This is a genomic window from Candidatus Aegiribacteria sp. (assembly GCA_021108435.1).
In the GTDB taxonomy this organism is placed as follows: domain Bacteria; phylum Fermentibacterota; class Fermentibacteria; order Fermentibacterales; family JCC-6; genus Aegiribacteria.
Map to the genome: position 1 here is coordinate 12301 of JAIOQY010000091.1, position 22499 is coordinate 34799.

Annotated in this window: 22 protein-coding genes; 8 read left to right on the forward strand and 14 right to left on the reverse strand. The window is 44.5% G+C overall.

The genetic code is table 11. The features are described from left to right. Window positions 1–66 precede the first annotated feature (66 nt). Window positions 67–984, reverse strand: coding sequence for a hypothetical protein (locus K8R76_05600; protein ID MCD4847645.1), 918 nt, complete (start codon window positions 982–984; stop codon window positions 67–69). 299 nt (window positions 985–1283) lie between these two features. On the opposite strand from K8R76_05600, the gene K8R76_05605 reads away from it, so the two are divergent. After that, a complete protein-coding gene (locus tag K8R76_05605; protein MCD4847646.1) occupies window positions 1284–2621 on the forward strand; it encodes a diguanylate cyclase in 1338 nt (445 codons plus the stop codon). Between the two features lie 10 nt (window positions 2622–2631). Here the strand turns inward: K8R76_05605 and mazG are convergent, their stop codons facing one another. Beyond that, window positions 2632–3420 carry a nucleoside triphosphate pyrophosphohydrolase gene (gene mazG, locus K8R76_05610; GenBank protein ID MCD4847647.1) on the reverse strand — a complete coding sequence of 263 codons (789 nt, stop codon included), beginning with the start codon at window positions 3418–3420 and terminating at the stop codon, window positions 2632–2634. Beyond that, complete coding sequence (lpdA, locus tag K8R76_05615; protein MCD4847648.1) at window positions 3413–4771, reverse strand: dihydrolipoyl dehydrogenase; 1359 nt, start codon at window positions 4769–4771, stop codon at window positions 3413–3415. The genes mazG and lpdA overlap by 8 nt, the downstream gene beginning before the upstream one ends. Window positions 4772–4865: 94 nt before the next feature. Here lpdA and K8R76_05620 point away from each other — a divergent pair, with 94 nt between their 5' ends. Continuing rightward, a complete protein-coding gene (locus K8R76_05620; protein MCD4847649.1) occupies window positions 4866–5600 on the forward strand; it encodes a tetratricopeptide repeat protein in 735 nt (244 codons plus the stop codon). Between the two features lie 61 nt (window positions 5601–5661). After that, window positions 5662–5964 carry a DUF4282 domain-containing protein gene (locus tag K8R76_05625; protein ID MCD4847650.1) on the forward strand — a complete coding sequence of 101 codons (303 nt, stop codon included), beginning with the start codon at window positions 5662–5664 and terminating at the stop codon, window positions 5962–5964. A 42-nt stretch (window positions 5965–6006) separates the two neighbouring features. Here the strand turns inward: K8R76_05625 and K8R76_05630 are convergent, their stop codons facing one another. The 11 genes from K8R76_05630 to K8R76_05680 form a co-directional block, all read right to left on the reverse strand. Then, window positions 6007–6432, reverse strand: coding sequence for a GNAT family acetyltransferase (locus K8R76_05630; protein ID MCD4847651.1), 426 nt, complete (start codon window positions 6430–6432; stop codon window positions 6007–6009). Beyond that, a complete protein-coding gene (locus K8R76_05635; protein ID MCD4847652.1) occupies window positions 6432–6893 on the reverse strand; it encodes a YaiI/YqxD family protein in 462 nt (153 codons plus the stop codon). Before K8R76_05635 ends, K8R76_05630 begins: the two co-directional genes overlap by 1 nt. A 66-nt stretch (window positions 6894–6959) precedes the next feature. Further along, window positions 6960–7898: a flippase-like domain-containing protein gene (locus tag K8R76_05640; GenBank protein ID MCD4847653.1), complete on the reverse strand. Its 939-nt coding sequence runs from the start codon at window positions 7896–7898 to the stop codon at window positions 6960–6962. Next, window positions 7895–8227, reverse strand: a complete 333-nt coding sequence (locus tag K8R76_05645; protein MCD4847654.1) for a hypothetical protein — start codon at window positions 8225–8227, stop codon at window positions 7895–7897. The genes K8R76_05640 and K8R76_05645 overlap by 4 nt, the downstream gene beginning before the upstream one ends. A gap of 58 nt (window positions 8228–8285) precedes the next feature. Further along, complete coding sequence (locus K8R76_05650) at window positions 8286–8735, reverse strand: hypothetical protein (GenBank protein MCD4847655.1); 450 nt, start codon at window positions 8733–8735, stop codon at window positions 8286–8288. Between the two features lie 20 nt (window positions 8736–8755). Beyond that, the gene (gene hflX, locus K8R76_05655; protein MCD4847656.1) at window positions 8756–10030 is read right to left on the reverse strand and encodes a GTPase HflX; all 1275 of its coding nucleotides are present in this window, start codon (window positions 10028–10030) and stop codon (window positions 8756–8758) included. A gap of 32 nt (window positions 10031–10062) precedes the next feature. Further along, window positions 10063–10707, reverse strand: coding sequence for a hypothetical protein (locus K8R76_05660; GenBank protein MCD4847657.1), 645 nt, complete (start codon window positions 10705–10707; stop codon window positions 10063–10065). A 97-nt stretch (window positions 10708–10804) separates the two neighbouring features. Next, window positions 10805–12421, reverse strand: a complete 1617-nt coding sequence (locus K8R76_05665) for a hypothetical protein (protein ID MCD4847658.1) — start codon at window positions 12419–12421, stop codon at window positions 10805–10807. Continuing rightward, window positions 12411–13886: an IMP dehydrogenase gene (gene guaB, locus K8R76_05670; protein ID MCD4847659.1), complete on the reverse strand. Its 1476-nt coding sequence runs from the start codon at window positions 13884–13886 to the stop codon at window positions 12411–12413. Before guaB ends, K8R76_05665 begins: the two co-directional genes overlap by 11 nt. A gap of 27 nt (window positions 13887–13913) precedes the next feature. After that, window positions 13914–14267, reverse strand: coding sequence for a hypothetical protein (locus K8R76_05675; protein ID MCD4847660.1), 354 nt, complete (start codon window positions 14265–14267; stop codon window positions 13914–13916). After that, on the reverse strand, window positions 14260–14706 hold the full coding sequence (locus K8R76_05680) for a PTS sugar transporter subunit IIA (protein MCD4847661.1): 447 nt from the start codon (window positions 14704–14706) through the stop codon (window positions 14260–14262). Before K8R76_05680 ends, K8R76_05675 begins: the two co-directional genes overlap by 8 nt. 85 nt (window positions 14707–14791) lie before the next feature. On the opposite strand from K8R76_05680, the gene K8R76_05685 reads away from it, so the two are divergent. The 5 genes from K8R76_05685 (at window position 14792) to K8R76_05705 (ending at window position 22280) form a co-directional block, all read left to right on the forward strand. Further along, window positions 14792–17350 carry a GAF domain-containing sensor histidine kinase gene (locus tag K8R76_05685; GenBank protein MCD4847662.1) on the forward strand — a complete coding sequence of 853 codons (2559 nt, stop codon included), beginning with the start codon at window positions 14792–14794 and terminating at the stop codon, window positions 17348–17350. 14 nt (window positions 17351–17364) lie between these two features. Then, window positions 17365–18393 (forward strand): tRNA preQ1(34) S-adenosylmethionine ribosyltransferase-isomerase QueA, encoded by a 1029-nt coding sequence (gene queA / locus K8R76_05690; protein MCD4847663.1) that lies wholly within the window; start codon window positions 17365–17367, stop codon window positions 18391–18393. Window positions 18394–18398: 5 nt separating this feature from the next. After that, the gene (locus K8R76_05695; protein ID MCD4847664.1) at window positions 18399–19823 is read left to right on the forward strand and encodes a hypothetical protein; all 1425 of its coding nucleotides are present in this window, start codon (window positions 18399–18401) and stop codon (window positions 19821–19823) included. Between the two features lie 3 nt (window positions 19824–19826). Beyond that, entirely contained in the window at window positions 19827–20954 is a 1128-nt protein-coding gene (gene tgt, locus K8R76_05700; GenBank protein ID MCD4847665.1) for a tRNA guanosine(34) transglycosylase Tgt, read from the forward strand. Between the two features lie 126 nt (window positions 20955–21080). Next, entirely contained in the window at window positions 21081–22280 is a 1200-nt protein-coding gene (locus K8R76_05705; GenBank protein ID MCD4847666.1) for a tetratricopeptide repeat protein, read from the forward strand. Window positions 22281–22499 lie beyond the last annotated feature (219 nt).

A 22499-nucleotide genomic window follows, 5' to 3' on the forward strand; every position in this document is an offset into this window, starting at 1 on the left:
AAAATCCCCCATTCAGTAATAACCTGGTACAGAATAGTAAAAAATGCAGGCTATGACAATTCCCGGTTATTGATCTCCACGAATAAGAATAATTCTCCCGCTGGTATCCTCACTCACAAAGATCCTGCCTGACCGGTCAACCACTATATCCTCAAGGTTCTGAAAACCCTCAGCAAATACGGAGGCAACACCATCTTCGTCGATAACACTGATCCTTCCAGAACCTCCTCCTGTATCCTCCTCGACAACATACATCGGAAACGCACCATTAACACCAAAGCAAATTCCTTCGCATGCATGAAGCCCCCTGCAGAAAACACTCCAGGATCCATCGGAGGGGTTAATCCGTATAATGGATGCTGATATGAAACCATAACCCGACAGTTCGTTACATACATAAATAGTCCCGGAGCTGTCTACAGCAATATCCGATAAGCTCCAGAGATAAAGCGATGAGTAAACAGAACGGATACCTTCCTGATTTACTTGCCTGACAACTGAGAGAATGGGAACTGACCTCGATTCGAGTGATGATTCAGTAAAAAGAACGCTCCCATCCTTCGCAATATCAACTCCCTCCGGGAAGGAGAGACCTTCAGATATAACCTCTATATCACCGGATGGAGTTATTCCAATCAAACGGCCTTCTTCGATGTCTTCAACAATATAGATCATTCCGGATGCCTTTATTACTATTCCTTCAGGGTTTCTGAATCCCGCAGCTATTATCTCCTTATCACCATTCTCATCAATGCTGTAGATACAGCCGTCAGCTTCAGACACTGCATACAGATCCCCTGCTTCTGATAATGCGAGCCCGTCCGCGCCATTCACATCAATGCAGAATACCGAAGCTGTATAACCGGAGGGTAACTGTATTTCAGGAAGAGAACTGCCTTGTGCCTGGTCAGAATACAATGACAGCTGATTGGAAGGAACAAACGACAGTACAGTCATAATTGTGAGAACTGATAATATGTGCATTGTTCAACCACTATCGAAAATATTTCCAGTATTTCATACATCAGAATTTGAACAGTAGATTACATTAGAATAGGATTGTATGATATTTTGTTGAAGTCAAGTCGATCAGAGAGAGAGCTCAGCCTTCTTGACGACGTGAAGTATCTTTTCTCTATTATGCTCCTGGATTATTGAATCCATATGATTAAGATTCTGGAAAAAAAGATGCTTAATTGTTGATATGAATAAGTAATATTCATTTGTAGTATATAACAGGTTCTTTAATTATAGAATGCGAAGGTAGCATAATAGATCCTTCATTGAATCTGCTGCTGATAGAAGACAATCTCGAGGATGCCAGATTTATCCGGAAAACACTGAAGAACATAACTTCAAATCAATTCCACATCGAAAGGGCGGAATCCCTTGATGCCGCATTGAAACGGATATCAAATGAACCATTTGATGTAATCATATCTGCTCTTGATCTACCGGATAGTTCATGTGATGAGATAACCTTCGAAATATGCAGAAATGCCACAAATACTCCTTTGATAGTCCTCACTGTACTTGATGATCAAAAGCTGGAACTCAACTGTATTAAAGCAGGTGCACAGGAATTTCTCGTAAAGAACAAACTTGATCCGGAGAATCTTTCTCGAGCCATCCGACACTCCATAGAACGAAAACATCTTGATTGGCAGCTGCGTCTGGCCAGACGAAGACTGAGAATACTTCATGATACCGCTTCAAAACTTGTAACCTGTACAATGAAAATGAAAGCATTCAAGATTACGATAAAGGCAGCGGAATTGCTCTTGAGTACGGCCCTGTACCAGATATTCCAGGAACAGGATGGCGTTCTTATCACGGTAGCGACTTCTTCGGAACTGAGTGAAAGAATTGGAAGCGAGACAGATCTCGATTTTGGTCTTACCGGCATGACCTTTGCCGAAGGACGAACCTTTCAGTTTGAAAGCCATGATGATAAAATACCTGGCAGTGATACTGAGTATGATGTATTCAGATCCGGCATTACGATTCCGATAGCGTCAGAAGCAGTATTCCAGATACTCTCGAGAGAACCGAATGCGTTCACCAATGACGACACGGATATGCTTGAGATGCTTGCTGGTCATCTTACGGGAACCATTGAGAGAATCACTCTTGAGCGGAAGCTGAGAAATCTGGCTATTCATGATTCTCTTACAGGAGTATTCAACAGGAACTTCTTCCAGATAGCCATAAGCCGTGAAAAGCTGCGCGCTGAAAGATACAACAGCAGGATTGGATTCCTGATTGTTGACATAGACAATTTCAAACAGATAAATGATCTCTACGGACATCAAACAGGTGACAGAATCCTGAAGGAAGTTGCTGCTTTTCTGGGTAATTGCATCAGAGAAACAGATTTCCTGATTCGATACGGGGGAGATGAATTTCTTCTTATTCTGATAGAGACAGGACAGACTGCACTAATAGTACGGGAGAGAATCCTGGAAAATTCACAACTGGCAGAGATAACTACAAATATAATCGGCACCCCTGTTACACTTTCTATCGGGAATGCTCACTGGGATCCGAACACAGGTATATCAATCCGTGAAACCCTGGTTGAAGCGGATAAACAGATGTATCTCCACAAAAGAAGCAAATAATCGAACTGAACTACAGAAGTTTGGCTTTCTGCCATGCGTTTTCCATCATATCAATATCAGACTCAGCCAGGGAACTGCCTGATTCTGCCAGAATTTTCTCCATCTGAGTAAACCTTTTAATGAATTTTGTGTTGCTCACTCTTAGAACGGCTTCCGGTTCGAAACCAATCAATCTGCAATAGTTCACTATGCTGAATAGAATATCTCCGAACTCTTTTTTCTGAGCATTTATATCTTCGGTTTCCATTGCAGCCTCAAATTCTTCGAATTCTTCGAAGATCTTGCTTTTAGCTCCGGCTGTATCAGACCAGTCAAAACCAACCTCTGATGCTCTCTGCTGTATTCTCCAGGCTGTCTGAAGGGCAGGCATTCCCGATGGAATAGAATGGAAGAAACCTTCTTCCTTCTTCTCTGATGCCTTAATTGTCTCCCACTGTTTTTCAACTTCTTCCGCTGAAAGTTCATTCTTGTTTTTGCCGAATACATGGGGATGTCTTCTTACAAGTTTCATGGAAATACCCTTCACAACATCCTCCAGAGAGAACTTCCCCCCATCCTCACAGATCATCGCAGACATAACTACGTGCAGCAGCAGATCTCCGAGTTCTGCTTTCAGAAGATCCATATCATTCTTTTCAATTGCGTCGGCAACCTCATATGCTTCTTCAAGCATGTAGGGGCAGAGAGATTCCACTGTCTGTTTTCGATCCCAGTTGCACCCCTCAGGGCTCCTTAATGTACTGACGATATCAATGAATTCACCCATCGCTTGAATGAATTTGCCAGCAGGATCAACCATGAATTGCCCCCTCACCAAAAGCCTCTCCTGCTTCCATAAACATCTCAGTGAGAGTAGGGTGAGGATGAATCATCATGCCCAGGGATGAAGCGCTCACGCCTAGATTTACTGCAATAACAGCTTCACCAACAAGACTGCTGGCATCGGCTCCCACAATCTGGATGCCTACTACAGTATCGTCAGATTCACGGGCAATAACCTTTAAGAAACCATCTGTTCCGTTCATACTGACGGCCTTGCCATTAGCCATGTACCTGGAGATACTGGTCTTTACAGGAATTCCTCTTCTTTCCCATTCTTCCAGGGATGGTCCTACTATAGCGATCTCCGGATTAGTGAAAATACAACCCGGCATCATATCGGGATTGACAGAACGTTCTCCTTTCCCGAAAAGGTGTTCGACCGCTGTCAAACCCTGAGCAGATCCAGCATGAGCAAGTTGCCATTTACCAGTAGCATCACCGGCTGCGTACACTCCTGGAAGATTTGTCATCTGTTTCTCATCCGTTAATATTCCGGAAGAAGTTAATTCGACTCCTGCATCGAAAAGCCCGAGTCCTTCAAGCTTCGGTTTTCTTCCGATGGACACCAGAAGACGTTCCGCTGATATCTCAGTGCTATCCGAAAGAGCAGCAGTTATCTGGTTTTCTTCCGCTTCAATCCCTTCAACGGGATTTCCTGTCAGTATTGTCACTCCCGAGCGCTGGAGGGATTTGAATACCACCTGCGTCACATCTTCATCAATACCCGGCAGAATGGAGGGCAGCATTTCAACAATCGATATTTTTACTCCAAGACTGGAAAAGATAGATGCGAACTCACAACCGATTACGCCTCCGCCAACGATTATCAGGCTCTCCGGAAGTGAATCCCAGGCAAGAACATCCCGGCTGGTTTGAACTCCGTCTATCGCAAAAGGGCCTGGTTTAAGCGGAGCTGATCCGGGAGAGAGCAGAATGCCGGAAGTCCTGAGAAGAGTGTTTCCTGCAAGAACCTCATTCGGTCCCTTAATGGAGCCATGCTCTCTGATGATATCAATTCCCAGATTGCTGAAATGTGCTTCAACTCCTTTTCTGAGTCGCTTCACTACGAGATCTTTCCTCCGGACAAGTTTTTCCCATGAGAATGAAAGTTCCCCCTCAAGTCCATATCGTTTTGCTGAAGCTGCGTGGCGAAGCAAAGATGTACTCGCTACAAGAGTTTTCGTGGGTATGCATCCCCTGTTAAGGCATGTTCCGCCAAGATCTTCTTCTTCAACAACTGCTACTCGCTGTCCAAGCTGCGCTGCCCTGATTGCTGGGACATAGCCCGCTGGTCCTCCCCCGATAATGACAAGATCGTATGTACTCATAGGATTTCCTTCTTAATGTTGATAATATCTGATGTGACGATTCACCGAACTGGAAATATGATAAGGCATATAATCGGGAAAGGGTAGGCTGAACATGTACATTATTCTGATTCTGAGTCTGTTCTCGCAATCCATGGATATCGATGAACTGTCTGCACAGCTTCATCTTGAAACAGGCAACGCTTACCTCAGTCAGAGGTTGCTCGGACAGGCTGAAGAGGAATTCCTTCTAGTACTGGAGCTCAGCGAAGACTGTTATCCGGCTCTTCTTGGCCTTGGGAAGGTTCATCTCGAACGATCCTCATGGAACAGATCAGAAGAATATTACAGGCAATATATTGAAGCCTGCCCTGAGGATTACCGTGGTTATTATGAACTTTCAAACCTCCTGCTCATGATCAACTCTCCGGAACGCGCTTTAATTATGGCTGACAGCGCATTTCTCAGGGCACCAACCAATCCTGAGATATGGTTGCTCAGCGGAAGGGCAGGGCTCGGTGCCGGAGACACAGCATCCGCTGAAATGTGGTTCATTAAGAATCTGCAGACTCCAGGATTAATCGGAGTAGAGTCACTTGTTCTGCTGGCGTCCGTTTACAGGAACACTTCGCGTAGAGCGGAAGCCAGGGAGCTTCTTCTCCCTTTAGCAGCTTCAGGATATGCTCCAGCTTACTGGGGTCTGGCTCAGGTCTATCTGGCCTGGAATGATTACATGCGAGCAGGAGATGCAATAAATAATTATCTGATCCTGTCACCAGATGGGCCGTATGCTGACTCAGCATTCATGGTCCTTGAAGTACTGGGGGAATCCGGTGACTATATGTATTGACAGATGAATATCATATAAATGTATGTATGTATAATTTGACTCTGACAGGAAAGGAACAACAATGGAAAAGAAAGGCTTCTTCGGTTCTCTGTTCGATTTCTCTTTCGAGAGTTTCGTTTTTCCGAAAGTAATTAGCTTCATCTACGCGGTCATTGTTGTGCTTATGGCAATCGGCTATCTGGGTTTAATCGTTTTCGCCTTTGGACAGGGATCAACAGCAGGAGTGGGTGCTATCATTCTGGGTCCTGTTGTCCTGATCCTTTATCTGATCATGGTTCGCGCCTGGATGGAAATTGCTATTGTCATGTTCAGAATTTACGATAATACAGACAAGATCGTGGAGATGAAGAAGCAGAATAACTGAGCCTGACTATCTTTCTTCAGACAATACAACCGGGAGATGATTCTAGTCCTCGTATAAACGTCTGCTGAGGACAACAACCGAATCTTCGCTGTACCCGATCCTCCTGTAGAATGATATCACTTCCTCATTGTTTTTTCTGACCATTAAATCAATCTTGGGACATCCAAGTTTTTCCAGTGCTTCTTCAGCATGCTTCATCATATTCCGCGCGATGGACCGTTTCCTGAGTGACGGCTTCACCGCAAGGTAGTAGATCCACCCTCTGTGCCCATCGTATCCGGACATGCAGCTCGCGACTAATTCCCCGTTGATCTCACCGACGAAGAACAGGTCCGGGGAATCCGCCATTTTCCTCTCAATATCTTTTACAGGATTGTTCCCGGGAACAGTCAATCCACACTCAATCCAAAGATCGATTACAGTGTCCCGATCCATATTTCCGAATACTCGTATCGTCAGATCATTCATTAGTTGATGCCTCTCCTGCGGCGGATTTTCACTATCATTTCATCCAATGCCTGCAGGAATCTTGAACGGTCCTTTTTCGCGAAAGGCCTGGGTCCCCCGGTCATCATTCCCTGTTCCCTGAGATCATGCAGGAGATCCCGGATAGACAGAACATCCCCGATGTTGTCCTCATCGAAAGGAAGTCCTGTGTTCCCCAGGACCAGCGCTCCCTGCTTCAGACACCTCGAGGCGAGAGGTATGTCACCCGAAATAACGATGTCATCGCTGCCTGCATGTTCAACGATCCAGTTATCAACCACATCTGCCCCTTTATCCACAACAATCAATTCCAGCCAGCTTGATTCAGGAGTACGCATCCATGAGTTCGAAACGAGAATGACCTTCAAACCATATCGTTTTGCGACCCGGAATATTTCCTTTTTGACAGGGCATGCATCAGCATCGACAAAGATGTCAAGCAACAGCGAAACCTTCTATCCAACCACCGGAACACTTGATTTCCCGCCATGCCGAGCAAATCAACATTTCTATTGCTTCCTCATCTTTTTGTTGCCGCTCCACCAGATCAAGGCTGCAACGAACGCCAGAGCTTCACCAAGTGTGATCCATAGTCTGGCTGCAATCGATACAAGAGATGCCTGTCCGGGTTCTCCGGACGTGACAACAATCCCGATAAGCCAGACCAGAGAAATTTCCCTGATACCAAGCCCTCCGGGAGAGAACACCGCAAGAAATCCTATCCCGACAGCGGTGGGCAGGAGAAAAGCTCCTGGGAAAAATGGCAGATCCATCCCGAAACTTCTTGCCAGGAAGACAAATGCAATCCCCTGAAGCAGGAAGACAAGCAGATAGACAGGCAGAAGTTTCAGAACGCTGGCAAATCCGGGGTCCTGTATGTCAATATCCTTCCCTGTAAGAGATGTGATAATTTTCAACATTTTTCGGAATGCTCCGGGATGCGCTGTGAATATGACCACTCCCGATACAGCCAGGACAATCAGGACACTAAGTGTTGTTCCCATCCCGATCTTCTCCGCAGCGAGAGGAATAACAGGAAGAGATACAAGGAGACAGCCTGCTATAATGAAAAGGCTCTCGAGAATAAGTGCATGACCTGTTCTGGCGGCGGGTATACCTATTTTCTTTGATAATCCGATCTTTCCCACGGCTCCCCAGACCTTTCCAGGGATGTATTTCCCAACCTGAGCAAGAAAATGGATATTGAATGCCTGCCTGAATGAAATTCTGGCTCCCGCTACACCACAGACAAGCATCCATGACCATGCCGCAGCCATCAGATGCAGTATCATCAACAGAAATGAGAGGATGAACAGAGCTGGATTGAAGGAGAGAAGATTCTCGAATCCTCCAGCCTCAGCAGCTCCTTTGAGGAAAGAATCTACAAGGTAATAGAGAGCGGCAGCCGTAAGGATAAGCCCGATAATATTAAAGATGATTTTCTTCACTGATCTCTCCTTTTTCCACTCAGATAAAGAAATCCTGAACCGGCTGCAAGCAAAATAGCAGCTATCGGAATGAGAACAGGAGCAGCAACACGAGCCGCATCTGATATATTACAATCGTACACCAGCAGCATCGCCATGAATAATCTGTCCTGTGAACTTAATTCATCAACAGGTATTCTCCGCATAATCTCCAATGCTGGTTTATCTCTTCTAAGAGCATGCAGTGTTTCTGCAAGTTCTACTGCTACTGTCCAATCCGTAGAATCAATCTGATAATTGAATTCAAGTGTACGAAGATTCTCAAGATGAATCCTGTCATCAGAATTCATCCCATCATTTTGAAAGAATATAAGAAGAAACGGAATAAGCAAGGACGTCATTAACTCCTCAGTCAAGTATGCTCAATTTGGCTCCCGATTTCTTGCTGGACACCTTGCTGTCTCGAGAGAAGACACTTGATTCGAAATGCGGGAGACATGCGGTATCCAACAGCATTTCAAGGAGATCTTCTGAAGATACATCAGGTTGCAGGAAAATTTCAATCAATCTCTCCTTGAAAATATCAAGCCTTTCCTCTTCCGGACTGGAGGAATCTTCAACCCAGCGTTTTGGATGCTCAAGCATGGCCAGCATTCTTCTTGCGGTAAGATCCTGCTTCATGGTCAAATCCCAGAAAGATTTTGCCTCTTTCGTGGTTATCAGTTCAAGAAGCTGACTCGAAAGCGTATTCTGTGATATCAAATTATTCGAGTAGAGATTATTCAGACTCTCCAGTCTATTCTGAAGACTGTTTCTCAGTTTATCCGGATCAATACCTGCCGCCATGTTCAACCTCATTCTTTTTCCCTGAAGTACTCTTATAATGGTGGTGCCGCAAGTCGAGAAAAGCTTCGGAGCTTATTAGATATCTTCAGCTTGCCAACGACTGAATTATACCCCCTCAGGGTTCCACCAAGAACATTCACAGAACCGTCTGAACCTTCAATAACATTTCTCACAACACAGTTATTGTAAAGCCAGTGGATGATACTATCATGATTCTGTTCAAGAACAAGTTCAAACCAATCCAGTGATTGATCTCTATGATGGATGATACTCTGAAGGAGATCATGGAATCCTTCATTTTCAAATGCGGATACTGCTACTCCTGTTTTGGGTCTGCTATAGTCATCTACCGCATCACATTTTGTCCAAACAGTCAATCTAGGTACTGAAGCATCAACTCCAATTCGATCAAGAGTTTTCCTGACCGTTTCAAAATGCCTGATTCTGAAATTGCTGGACCTGTCAATTGCTACAAGCAGCAGGTCAGCTTTCCTTGCCACATCCAGAGTTGTATGAAAACTGGCTATAAGAGATTCGGGAAGCCTTTCTATAAAGCCAACGGTATCAGAGATAAGCACATCTGATCCATCAGGCAATTTAAGTCGTCTGGATGTAGTATCGAGAGTAGCGAAAGGTTTATCTGCAGTGTACACACCTGAATCGCAAAGTGTATTGAGCAGTGTGCTTTTCCCAGCATTCGTATAACCGACAATGGTAATATTAAACATTTTCCGTCGTCTTGCCGAGACAACTTTCCAGCGGGATTCTACCTCTGAAATCTTTTCCTCCAGCAGGGATATTCTGGATCTGGCTCTTCTACGATCTATCTCAAGCTGTGTTTCTCCTGGACCTCTTGTTCCGATTCCTGCTCCAAGTCTGGAGAAGTGGTGCCACATGCCTGTAAGTCTCGGAAGGGCATACTTCAGCTGAGCAAGTTCGATCTGAAGCTTCGCTTCCTTTGATCGAGCCTGTCCGGCAAAGATGGCGAGAATCAGTTCAGTTCGATCAATAACCTTGCAATTAGTTATCTCCTCAAGTCGAGTTACCTGGCCTGGAGTGAGATTGTGGTCGAATACGATGGTAGAAATGCCTTCGCGCTCAGATACTTCTTTTATTTCTGCAGTTTTACCTTTACCGAAGAACAGTTTTGGATCGGGGGAGTTCCTCCTCTGCGATATCTCCTCTATAACTGTGCCGCCAGCGGATTTAACCAGAGAGATCATCTCCTGAGGAGAACCTACTGCTTTGGGCTCGCTCCCTGTATACAATCGAGCTAGAAGAACCCTTTCAAGGCTGGTTCTATGCATGCTGAATAATATTACTCTGTGTTGAGATAAGGTTATTCTTTCTTTCCGGTTGCTTTTCTGTTTGGTTTTGTTTTAGCAATTATTTTAGATGATTTTGCTTTGCTCTTGCTCGATTCCTTTGGTGCTTTTTCTTCATCAGATGTTCCATTCACAGCGTTTTCGCTGTTTTTCATGGCTTCTATATTTTTCTGAACACCGTTCCTTGCATGTTTCCGGATGATTTCCTTTGCAGAATTGCTTTCAATATCTTTTACCAGAGCAACTTCGCCTGCAAACACATTGACGGCCTCATTAAGCACACGCTTTTCTGAGGGATTCATCTTATTCAGAATTGATCGCGAAATAATGTCTCTGATAGCCTTGGCGACTTCTTTGGGTTCTCCGGAATGGACTCTTTCCTTCAATCTCTCGATTCTTCTCCGCCAGTCTTTCGGAAGTTCATCTGGTTCTCTTGATAGTTCCTCAAGAGCATCATCAAGCTCTGCTTTTGAAACAACAGGTCGCAGTTCTGCATCATCCAGACTCTCTGTTGGTACAAGTACCCTTTTCTTTCCAACAACGATTTCAATAACAACACACTCGTGCATTTCGCCCGAGATATTCTGCTCTGAAATCTCTGTTATCACACCTGCTCCATGAATGGGATCTACAACTCTGGCATCGATAGCAAATTTCATCAGACCTCCTGTAGAATAAAAATATCCATATAATAATATCTCATATTTCATGGAAAAGTCAATATGAAAACAGCAAATATTGAAGGCTCTTAAGGGGTTAGTCGGTTCCCAGAAGAACCCAGATATCCGGAATGGAAAGTGAAAGATCGGAAGACTCATCTACAGTAGAATCCTCAAGAATTACATATCTTAAAATCGCTTCAGCGGACTTACAGATCGGGATCTCTCTTCTGTAGAAAAATACCGTTGAATCCAGCTCTGTTTCTACTCCCAGCTCAACGTTCAGTATGTCTCCATTACGAAAATCAACTACTTCAATGAACCATTCCTCTCCCCCGACCAGAATACTTCTTCCATTAAGAACGGATCTTACCCAGGTTGCGGCACCAGCCCCGCCAAATACTCCTCCAACACCATGATTTGCGATATCCACATAAAGAGTACCTGCTGGAGCTTCAGGGGATATTGTTACACCCGAGGGAATTACATCATTAACAAGATCTTTTCCAAGCAGTATATTTATATCAACGGGTTTGATCGACAACACAGGATTACTTGAAGCCAGCTCTAATGCAAGCTCATAATTCCTTCCCTGCTGCGAAACAGGCATGTGCGGATCATTCCTTCTTACAAGGAGAATCGAGCTTCTGCGTAAGCTCCCTGTACAGGAGTAAACTCCTGATATTTCTGAAGCTGGTCCTTCTCGAAAATCACTCGCCAGTCCAGGTTGACCGGTTCCATTAGTGATCCAGAGTATCGGCTCGTACTCCGCTATCGAATCAATATTCTCTACAGGTATTTCTGATGTATCATCATTCAATAATGGTGTCTCAGATATAAAAGCCGTGGAATCGACAGGAATTGTGTTATCCTCATCTGATTCAACATCACCGGGTTTGCTGAATACAAGAAAACAAACGATAGCGATCGCTACCAGCGCAACGGGAATCCAGAAAGCTTTCTTCTTAAGTATTCCCTTCCGGTTTTCCCGGGGTTTTCCATAAGTATCCACCTGCAGATCTGATTTCAGATTGCGAAGCGCATTGGAAAGAACAGTGAGATTTGGAAATCTTTTGTTCTCTTCCAGGGAGACCATGTTTTCAAGAAGCGCAAGCATCTTTCGGGAAAGCATGTTCCAGGCATTTATCTGAACATCGCGATTATCGCTTCCTGCTATGATTCTGAACATCAGCAGACCCAGAGCAAAAACATCACTTCGAGGATCATCCGGTCTCTTTCCAACAGCTTCAGGCGGGGAAAATGGAGTATCCGGTATGCCTCGAGCGCCACCAAGGATGAAATGCTTCCCCTCATCTGTTATCAGAACATTTTCAGGACCGAGATAACCAACCCTGTTACCGGAATCGTGAATCGAACGGAGTATCTCAAGTACTTGCATTCCTGTCGAAACGGCCTCTGTCTCTGATACTCTTCCATCACTTATGATCCGCTCCATAAGGAGGATAGCATTATCCGGCAGAGAGAACAGGAGTATTTTTACGTTACTGTCATCTTCAGGATGTACTTCTGAATCGGGAAGGATCAGTCCCTCTATATCAGGACATTCCCCTGGAGGCAGTCCGCCGGCTGAACCTCTGCTCACCTCTGCAAGCATAACCTTATCGTGAATTCTTACACGGGCCAGAAGATAATCCTCTTCATCGATGAGAATTTTCCCGCCCTCTGCAACGGATGAGAGGAGTTTAGTAAGCATTTCCATCTATAGTGTAGTTTGGTGATTCTTTAGTAATCATCACATCATGAGCATGACTTTCTCTTAGTCCTGCTGAAGTAATTTTAACAAATAATGCCTTACCGGGGAGATCAGCCACAGCAGAACATCCTATGTAGCCCATGCCCTGTCTTAAACCACCGGTGAGCTGGTTCAGATAGTCGATCAGTGGCCCTTTGAAAGGAACCATTCCTTCAATTCCTTCGGGAACAAGTTTCTTCAGAGGTCTTTCGCTCTGAAAATACCTGTCAGCACTTCCCTGTTTCATAGCTCCTATAGAACCCATACCACGATAAACCTTGAACTTCCTGCCCTTGTATATTGTAGTCTCACCGGGGCTTTCCGAAATACCGGCAAGGAGGCTTCCAATCATCACAGACGATGCTCCAACAGCAAGAGCCTTAACAATATCCCCGGAATACTTAATACCTCCATCAGCTATAACAGGTGCATCATACTCCGCAGCAGCTGAAGCACATTCAGAAACGGCTGATGCCTGTGGACATCCCACACCGGCAATAACTCTGGTGGTGCATATCGATCCTGGACCAACACCAACTTTAACCCCGTCCGCTCCCGCTTCAAGGAGGTCTTTTGTTGCTTCAGACGTAACAACATTACCGGCAACAATTGAGACTTTCGGGAATTCTTTCCGAAGCAATGAAACCGAATCAACTACCCGGGTTGAATGACCATGGGCTGTATCGATGAACAGGCAGTCAACACCTGCTTCCACTAATATCTCTGCTCGTTTAACTGCATCCATCCCCACACCTATGGCCGCGCCCACTCTGAGACGACCAGAAGAATCCTTGCATGCGTTCGGAAAAGTGATGGCATTGTGAATATCTCTAACTGTAATAAGGCCCATAAGATGCAATTCACCATCCACCAGAGGCAGTTTCTCAAGCCTGTGTTTTCTCAGCAGATCAAGAGCTTCCTCAAGATTTGTATCAGGAGGAGCGGTTATCAGTTCATCCACCGTTGTCATCAGTCTGCTTACAGGAGTGGAAGAATCTGACTCAAACTGGTAATCACGATTAGTCAGCATTCCCGCAAGTCTGTCACCGTTCATGACAGGAAAACCTGATACTCCGTGTATATGTGAGAGTTCGAGAGCATCGCCAATAACCGAGTCTATTTCAAGTGTTACCGGATCCACAATAACACCGCTTTCTGCTCTTTTCACTCGTCTTACGTGTTCTGCCTGACTGACGGGTGACAGGTTTTTGTGAATAACGCCCAAACCTCCCTCCTGTGCAAGAGCAATGGCCATATCGGCTTCAGTTACAGTATCCATTGCAGCACTGAGAATGGGAATATTCAAAGTAATACCCCGGGTAAGTTTTGTTGTCAGATCTACTTCGGAGGGGAGTATACTCGATCGACCTGGTAGAATCAGAATATCATCGTATGTAAGTGCTTCCCTGATATTGGATAGGTTCATATTTCTCTCCGTCCAGATTTTACCGGGTCAGTCACACCAATAGATGAACCTGCCGCAGGCAGGACATGTTTCAACCTGTTTGTTTCTGTCAGGAGAAGCAACAAAGGCAGTGGGTAACTGTGTAAAACATCCACTGCATCGTTCATTTATAACAGGAACTACAGCATTCCCGTAATGACTGGCAAGTTGATCGTACATATCACGATTTCTCCGGGTGATTAATAAAGCAAGTTCACACCGCATCTTTTTTAGTTCCGCTACTGCTGCAGCTGGTGACAGCCCCAGTTTTTTCTCCTGTTTCTGGATATCCTTATTCTGGAGGTCTGATATCATGACATCAAGATCGTGAAGGCTGATCAGTCTTTCAAGGTCTTTATTCATTCTGCTTACTTTCCTGGAGGGTAAATTTTAATATCGATGCTGCTTCAACCGGTGAATCGGCTGACAGCAGTTTTTCTGCTCCGTCCGTTCGAAGCAGTTTGGCCAGATGCCTGATTAACTTCATGTGCTCTTCCGGTCCGGACGGTCTCACAGGAGTTATGAAAAGTATAATTACCTTAACTTTTTCCACAGGCCAGGGAATGCCCTTTTTTGATTTCCCGATGGCAATCATGAAGTCATCTACGAGAATGCTCCTGCAATGAGGCATTGCAATACCATTATGAACAATTGTCGGTTCGGCCTGTTCTCTTGTTTCAAGTGCTGTTAAAAGAAGATCCTCAGTGGTTTTCTGAAATGAGAATAGCTTTAGTAATTCCGCAATCGCGGTTTTTCTGTTAACTGATGTGATACTCCAATTGTAAAAAATCGGTCTTTTCAAATGCCCTCCTTATCCGACTTGGTCTTTAATATAGAATTTGTTTATCGTCCTGCAAGTACCATATTGGATTCAGGTGGGGTGAATAATGTCCACAGACAAAAAAATAGTCGAATTTGCTTTTCAGGAGGACTCGCTGGTTGTTTCATTTTTGAGGAATATTGTACATAATATTTCTCCTTTAATGTCTCAATTGATTGATAAACTTACTATTGATAGAGATGTAATACTGAACATCCTTTCGCTTCAGGAGGATGGGGCACTTCCAATACTCCTTGACGGACAGATCTGGCTATCCATCTCCATAAGCGCGGGAGATTCCCGAATTACATCGCTGAAAAGCGCTTCAAGGCTCGAACTGGAGGAATGGCTGGAGATATTTCATGGTGGCAGACCGGGAATTCTTACTGATGAATCGGGACATGTATTCGCTATGACGGAAACCGCTAACGAGATTTTTGCCGGATACAGAGGCACTTCTCTTCGAGATTTTCTCGATCAGGTTTCAATGACGGCGTTTATTTCCGCAAGCTCGAAAAGCCTTTCAGGAAAACGGATCAGGGAATTCTCGGTTCTGACTAAAACAGGTCACATGAATAAAAGATCTTTAGTCGCATCTCTTCAGAAAGTTGGTGTCGGCAACAGATTGCTGATTGTATCCTTTTCTTCTCCCTCGATGGCAATGACAACATTTGAACAGGATGACTCGAAATTTGCAAAAACCCTTTTCTCCGTAATTCCCATTCCTGCGGTAAGGATTAATGGAAAAGGAACTATCGTTGCAGTAAACAGTCATGCAGCCCACATTGTTTCCAGTTCAGGAGGAAAGGAACTGCTTTCCACACAGTTCAATGATTGGATAATAAAAGAAGACAAAACAAGAGTATCTGCTCTGTTTAAAAGCAAAGCCGATACTATGGCTGCTCCCTTTCAGTTCAGAGCGGGACTGGTTATCACAGAAAACCTTGTTACGCACTTTGAAATGACCAGCCTGCTCATGCCTGATGGAGAGAGTCTGATTGTCTTTTTCATGCCTGTTGATATGATTAGAGGCTCGGATACTGAAACCTATCCCGGACAGATCATTCTTGAACTTATAGACGTGCTTAATGAATTCAACAGAGAAAAAGATTCAGTCCACTCTCTCCTCGAATTCCTCAGAGTTGGCACTGGAGCCAGAGGAGCTGCATACATCTCCAGATCGAGAAAAGTAGCTGTTGGAGATGCACCACTGACTGAAAGTGAACAAGCTCAACTTGATAAGAGCAGGAATACCTGGACGGAAGATATTCTTGGATTCAATCTGACAATTCCAGTTCAGCAGAAACAGGGTCAGGCTCATCTCAAAATTTCAGGAACACCGTCCCGCAATCTGGACCCCCTTGGAAGACTGGTTCTTCAGCTTGTTCCCATACTGATGCAGTATTCACAATCACATCAGTATCAAAGAAGCACGATGAAAATATTGAATTCAATTTCAGAATTCATGGCTCTTCTGAAGGGTCGTGAGCGAAATGTGCAAACGCTGCTTGATGAAATTGGATCAATCATCGGAGCTGAATATATGGTTATACACAAGGTTAGCTCCAGAGAACCTGTTCTCAGACCCCTTGTATCATCTGGAACCTCAACAGATCCAGGTATTCTTTCTCTCGAAATTCCATCAATTGCATCCTGGGCTTACACGCATACGGAAACGTGCTATGTCCCTGATACAGCAGTTGATCAAAGATTTTCGTCTATTTTCCCATCATCCAGAAGTGAATTGTCCGTTCCGCTTATTTCCGAAGGCAGAGCGATAGGAACTCTCACAGCGGGGAGCAGTCACAGAGACGCTTTTAAAAAACCGCTTCCAGGACTTCTTCGCACTCTATGTGTGGGTTTATCACTGTGGCTGCTCAGAAACACTCAGGAGGATAAACAGAATAATGTTATGCAGCAGGAAGAAAAGCCCAGTGAACATATAGGGTTGGAAGATCTTCTTCTCAGTCTTTCTCACAGAATGAGAGCTCCGATAACCACTCTCAGAGGACATACGGATCTACTGATCTCAGAAAAACTTGGGAAGCTCACATCTGATCAGAAGAATTCCTTGAAGGCTATGAATACCGCACTTATCGACCTTGTTGAATATGCAGAGCGAATGCTGACTTTCATGAAGATAGAACTGAGCGATGAAACTCTGAAAATTATCTGGGCTCGTCCTGCGGATGTTGTCTCTTCACTATTACCTATCTTCTCGGAAATGGGAAAAAACCAGAAGGTTTCTGTAAGGGCGGAACTTCCTTCAGAACCCTTTACCGCAAGTTTCGACAGGTCACGCCTTGAACAGATAATTGGAAATCTTGTACACAATGCTATTCAGTACAATGAACCTGATGGATCAGTGAATATCAACGTAAGACTGGATAACAGCACTCACTGGATTCTTGAAGTATTCAATACCGGCAGCGGTATCCCTCCAGAGGATCTGCCAAATGTATTCGATAGATTCTACACAGGCAGCAATAACATCGAGGTTACTCGAGGTCTGGGGATTGGTTTGACAATCGTAAGAAGTTTTACTCAACAGATGGGCGGCACTGTCAGTGTACGAAGCAGAACTGGATACGGAACCTGGTTTACCGTCCGACTTCCCCTCTCATGATAGATAAGAGAAACCTGCTCAAAGAGAACTTTCAGTATTTTCTCCCGGAGAATCTGATTGCACAGATGCCTCTTTCCGATCGAACAGAAAGCAGACTTCTGGTTTCATCCATCGCGAAGAAAGAATTATCCGAGAACGTATTCAGCGATCTTCCTGACCTTCTTTCTCCAGGGGACCTTCTGGTTTTGAACAACACAAAGGTTTTCAGGGCGCGACTGTCAGGAAACAGGACAGACACTGGCGGCAAAGTTGAAGCATTTCTTCTTCGTGAACTCGGTCATGGGATCTGGAAAGCTCTGGTCCGTCCCGGCAGAGCAGCAAAAACAGGAATAACCATTGAATTCTCAAATGATCTTTCATGCACCGTACAGCAAAGACTGGACCAGGGAAGAGCAATTATTGAATTCAATTCCTGCAAGGACACCGATGACACTCTCAGTAGAACTGCACAGGTACCATTACCTCCGTACATAAAACGTACCCCCGACGAATTGGATGATGAAAGATATCAGACTGTCTACGCATCGGAGAAAGGCGCAGTTGCCGCGCCGACCGCCGGTCTTCATTTCAACCGGGAACTGCTGAAACGTCTCGCAGAAAAAGGAATAGAACATACTTACGTAACTCTCCATGTAGGACCAGGAACATTCGAACCCCTTCGTTCAAGTATTCTTGGGGATAACACTCTAGATCCGGAGGAGTATTATGTTTCAGCTGAGACCCTTTCGGCAATCAGAAATACAAGAGAGGAAGGAAGAAGAGTCATTGCTGTGGGAACAACAACAACAAGAGTTCTTGAAACAGTAGATGTAAATTCAGAGACGAGTTTATCGGGAGAGACCGGAATCTTTATATTTCCACCATACAGCTTCCGGAATGTGGACGCCCTGATTACAAACTTCCACCTTCCTGAGAGTTCATTGTTATGCCTTGTAGCGGCATTCATGGGTTATGAATTCATGATGAACGCCTATAGATACGCTGTTGAACATCAGTTCAGATTCTACAGCTATGGTGATGTCATGTTGATAGAACAGGAGTAGATACAGTGACACTAACCGCCAGAAAATATGCCTGGCTTAATAGGATTTCTCCGAAATTCAGACAACTGGCAGGATTGTATATTCTGGAAATATCAGTCATTCTTTCCTGGACTTTACTTCTGGAGGCTCTTTTCTCTCTGCTTTCCGGCAACTGGCAGTTGCTTCTTCCTGTGAGTTATCTCCTGTCTGCCACGATGCTTGCATGGCTGGAAAAGTCAAGAATCAAAAGGTTGGAACAGTCTCCTTTTGAAGCCCTGGGGCTCGCTGAGATCAGCGTTCACGGATATAATCCGTCGGAATGGCAGACATTGCGAAGACTGCTGTTCACACCCCCACTGATACTTTCAGGTATTGGTTTGATACCTGTTCCACGGAAAAAGATGACCCTGCTGCAGTTGATATCCGACACGAAGATAGTTCCCCTGAATGTCGATATGGATCCCAGAACCAAAGAAGAGATACAAAGTATCAGAAATCGTGCATTGTTGAAAGTAATCGCGTATACAATTACCTCTCTGATTGTTACAGCGATAATTGTTTTCGTGCCGCCCGGGAGTGCGGTCAGTACTGGAGTTGATCAGCATCATGCAATTTCAAGACTTCCACAGGAAGAGGAGGAGCTTCTGGCCGCCTATCTGGAATTAAAAACGCTTTATCCGGATAGCATCGAGTTCCATGTAAGACTGGCAAGCCTCTATTATCGAAACAACATGGAAGCGGATCTTGTTCTGGAACTTGAAGAAGTCAGGAGACTTGATCCTGATCATTCCATCCTGCTGCTTGGTGAGGATCTTTCAGTAAGCATGGAAGATCTGAAAGTGGATGGTGATTCCACTTCAGCGGACTCCACAGAAACTTTTGCATATCTCACTCCGATAACGCAGGAAACAGAGGAAAATTCTCTGACAGGTGATTCAGACAGCCTGCAGGCCGAACCAGTACCGATAGAACTGAATCTGATAGCATCAGATTCCATAAGAATTCCAGATGACACAGTATTTACGGATTCAACCACTCTCCCTGTTGAAACACTTTCTGATTCCATTATCATTCCCGAAATAGACGATTCCCTGCTGCTTCCTTCACTTCCAGACAGAAGCAGTGTAACTGAACCTCAGGACTCATTAGAGCAGGATGTAGAAATCGATGAACTTCCATTGGATCAGGATGTAGAAATCGATGAACTTCCATTGGATCAGGGTGTAGAGATCGATGAACTTCCATTGGATCAGGATGTAGAGATCGATGAACTTCCATTGGAATCTGAACAGGAGGATTCCTTAGTTATCCTGCCGGAGGTTGAAGTCACTGAAGTGGAAGAATCACAGGAATCAGCTCCGGAAACGGAAATCGTTGAACCTGAAGATACACCAGAAGAAGAACAGGGGGATGAACCACCTCCTTCAACACCTGATCCTGAAGGGACATAGATACTGAGAAATCCTCCATCATTCACATTGCTCGGCAAATCAGGAAGAGCAAGAAGAGGTCTGCTGAATCTTGCCCATGGTCCGGTCGAGACCCCAGTATTCATGCCGGTTGGAACTCAGGGAAGTGTAAAAACCGTCAGGAATTCAGATCTGCTTGACGATGGCTGGCAGATAATTCTGGGAAACACATATCATCTTTACCTCAGACCCGGTTCCAGTGTAATAGAGGATGCGGGTGGTCTGCATTCATTCATATCGTGGCAGGGAAATATTCTGACTGACAGCGGTGGTTTTCAGTTGTTCAGCCTGTCTCAGCTTAGAAAGCGTTCTGAAGATGGTTATCAATTTCAATCACATATAGACGGATCCAACCATATCCTTACTCCTGAAAAGGTTATCAATTTACAAAGAACCTTCGGAAGCGATATCATGATGATACTGGATGAGTGCCTGGAGCAACCAAGTGATTACAATCGAACTGAGGAATCTCTCAATCTGACTCTGAGATGGGCTGAAAGAGCCAGAAATATCCATCAGGAAAAAGAACAGGCAATGTTCTGCATTGTCCAGGGCGGTGCTTTTCCTGATCTCCGAAAGAAGGCGGCTCATGTGCTCTCAGAAATGGAATTTGACGGGTATGCCATTGGCGGAGTATCGGTGGGGGAACCAAGAAAACAGATGATGAGAGCTGTGAAATCCTGTATTGATTTTCTTCCACTGAATAAACCAAGATATCTCATGGGTGTAGGAAAACCGGAAGATCTTGTGGATTTTGTTGCCGTTGGTGTTGACATGTTCGACTGCGTAGTGCCTACAAGAAACGCCAGGGGAGGAAGCTTCTTCGTACCCGGAGGTCATATAAATATTACAAATACACGATTCAAAAACGATCAACGCCCAGTTCAGCCTGGATGCAGGTGTTATGCATGCCGCACATATACCCGATCCTATATCAGGCACCTGTTCAACGCGAAGGAATGGCTGGCACCGATCCTTGCCACACTTCACAACCTTCATTACTTCTCTGTACTGATGGGAAAAATACGTTTTGCGATAGATGAACGACATTTCACAAGCTGGAGAAAAGACTGGTACTGCAGAAGAAAACACTTTGATTCAGAGACTTTCTAAAACAACAAAGTTCATCATACTAATGATAAGTATTGCCATACGAATTCCTCAAAGTTAGTATCTGTAAAGAAGCACGAGTATCTGATCAGGATTCCTGTTTTGGAATACTTTAAGTTAGAGGTTCATATGGATGAAACATCTGAAAAAAAAGATCCTGAAATTCTCCTGAAGAAACTTCCCGAAACAAGCGGGTTGGATCGAATCAGGATTCTCGCAGATTTGATTGTAGCATTCAAGGGAAATAATCTACAGAAAGCTGCTGAATTTGGGAAGCAGGGATTGGAGCTATTGCGGGAAACGGAAGACAGGGAACTGGAATCCTTAATCCTGAATGAACTCTGTTGGATCTGTCAGTGTCTAGGGGAACATCATATCGCTCTGGAATTTGGAATCAGAAATCTCGATATTATCAGTAAAAATGATAATGAAGAGAAAATATCCAATGCCTTCAACAACATTGGCTCAGTATACTGGAGACTGGCGAGGTTTGACCAGGCTCTGGAGTACTATCTGAAAGCTCTGAGGATTCTTGAGAACCTCGGAGACAAACAGGGAATCGCAATCGTGTCAAATAATATCGGAGTTATCTACAATGCCATTGGTGATAAGGACAGCGCCCTTGATTTCTACAACAGAGCAATCAAAATCAACGAAGAACTCGATTCCAAAAACAAGCTTGCCACTTCTCTCAACAATGCCGGAGTCATCTACCTTGAAACCAAGGGAGAACATGAAAAGGCCCTGGAGTACTACCAGAGAGCTCTGGAAATAAGAGAAGAACTCGGAAATAAATGGAGAATACCTCACTCTCTGACCAATATCGGCGTGGTGTTGAGAGAGATGAAAGACTACAACAAATCGCTCGAATACTTCTTCAGATCACTTGAGATTGCTGAGGAAATCGGAAACAGACATGTGGCTGCTACAACACTCACCAGTATAGGCGAAGTCCATTTATTGCTGGACAGTTTCGATAAGGCTCAGGAATATGTCATGCGAGGACTCGCTATCACAGAGGAGATCGATGCGCCCGATCTTAAAAGAAACTGTTGCGAAGTAATGTCAAGGATCTTTGAGAAAAAAGGTGATTTCAGGGAGGCACTCGAATATTACAAGAAATTCAGCGAACTGAATGATGAGATTTTCACTGAAGAAAGCAGCAAGAAATACAACGAACTCCAGGTAAGCTATGAAACAGAGAAAAAGGAAAAGGAAAACGAGATTTACAGGCTGAAGAATATTGAGCTTGTAACGGCAAATGAAGAACTTACGAAAGCTCTTGCTGAAGTAAAAACACTGTGCTTCCTGCAAGAAGATCCGGGATGATTCCGGATACTGGGAACAGATAGAAAAATTCATAACAGAGCGCTCAGACACTCAGTTCAGTCACGGAATCTGTCCTGAATGCGTGAAGAAGCTTTATCCTGAATATAAGGAGTCCCATGGTTGATCCTCCTGAGAAGAAAGATACTGAGATACTCCTGAAGAAGCTTTCTGAAACTGATGGGCTGGATAGAATTAAAGTTCTTGCGGATCTGAGTGTAG

Excerpts from the sequence above, each read along its gene's own strand:
- K8R76_05600 (MCD4847645.1), bottom strand. The coding sequence starts at position 984 with ATGCACATATTATCAGTTCTCACAATTATGACTGTACTGTCGTTTGTT.
- mazG (MCD4847647.1), bottom strand. The coding sequence starts at position 3,420 with ATGGTTGATCCTGCTGGCAAATTCATTCAAGCGATGGGTGAATTCATT.
- lpdA (MCD4847648.1), bottom strand. The coding sequence starts at position 4,771 with ATGAGTACATACGATCTTGTCATTATCGGGGGAGGACCAGCGGGCTAT.
- K8R76_05620 (MCD4847649.1), top strand. The coding sequence starts at position 4,866 with ATGTACATTATTCTGATTCTGAGTCTGTTCTCGCAATCCATGGATATC.
- K8R76_05625 (MCD4847650.1), top strand. The coding sequence starts at position 5,662 with ATGGAAAAGAAAGGCTTCTTCGGTTCTCTGTTCGATTTCTCTTTCGAG.
- K8R76_05630 (MCD4847651.1), bottom strand. The coding sequence starts at position 6,432 with ATGAATGATCTGACGATACGAGTATTCGGAAATATGGATCGGGACACT.
- K8R76_05645 (MCD4847654.1), bottom strand. The coding sequence starts at position 8,227 with ATGAATTCTGATGACAGGATTCATCTTGAGAATCTTCGTACACTTGAA.
- K8R76_05650 (MCD4847655.1), bottom strand. The coding sequence starts at position 8,735 with ATGAGGTTGAACATGGCGGCAGGTATTGATCCGGATAAACTGAGAAAC.
- hflX (MCD4847656.1), bottom strand. The coding sequence starts at position 10,030 with ATGCATAGAACCAGCCTTGAAAGGGTTCTTCTAGCTCGATTGTATACA.
- K8R76_05660 (MCD4847657.1), bottom strand. The coding sequence starts at position 10,707 with ATGAAATTTGCTATCGATGCCAGAGTTGTAGATCCCATTCATGGAGCA.
- K8R76_05665 (MCD4847658.1), bottom strand. The coding sequence starts at position 12,421 with ATGCTTACTAAACTCCTCTCATCCGTTGCAGAGGGCGGGAAAATTCTC.
- guaB (MCD4847659.1), bottom strand. The coding sequence starts at position 13,886 with ATGAACCTATCCAATATCAGGGAAGCACTTACATACGATGATATTCTG.
- K8R76_05675 (MCD4847660.1), bottom strand. The coding sequence starts at position 14,267 with ATGAATAAAGACCTTGAAAGACTGATCAGCCTTCACGATCTTGATGTC.
- K8R76_05685 (MCD4847662.1), top strand. The coding sequence starts at position 14,792 with ATGTCCACAGACAAAAAAATAGTCGAATTTGCTTTTCAGGAGGACTCG.
- K8R76_05705 (MCD4847666.1), top strand. The coding sequence starts at position 21,081 with ATGGATGAAACATCTGAAAAAAAAGATCCTGAAATTCTCCTGAAGAAA.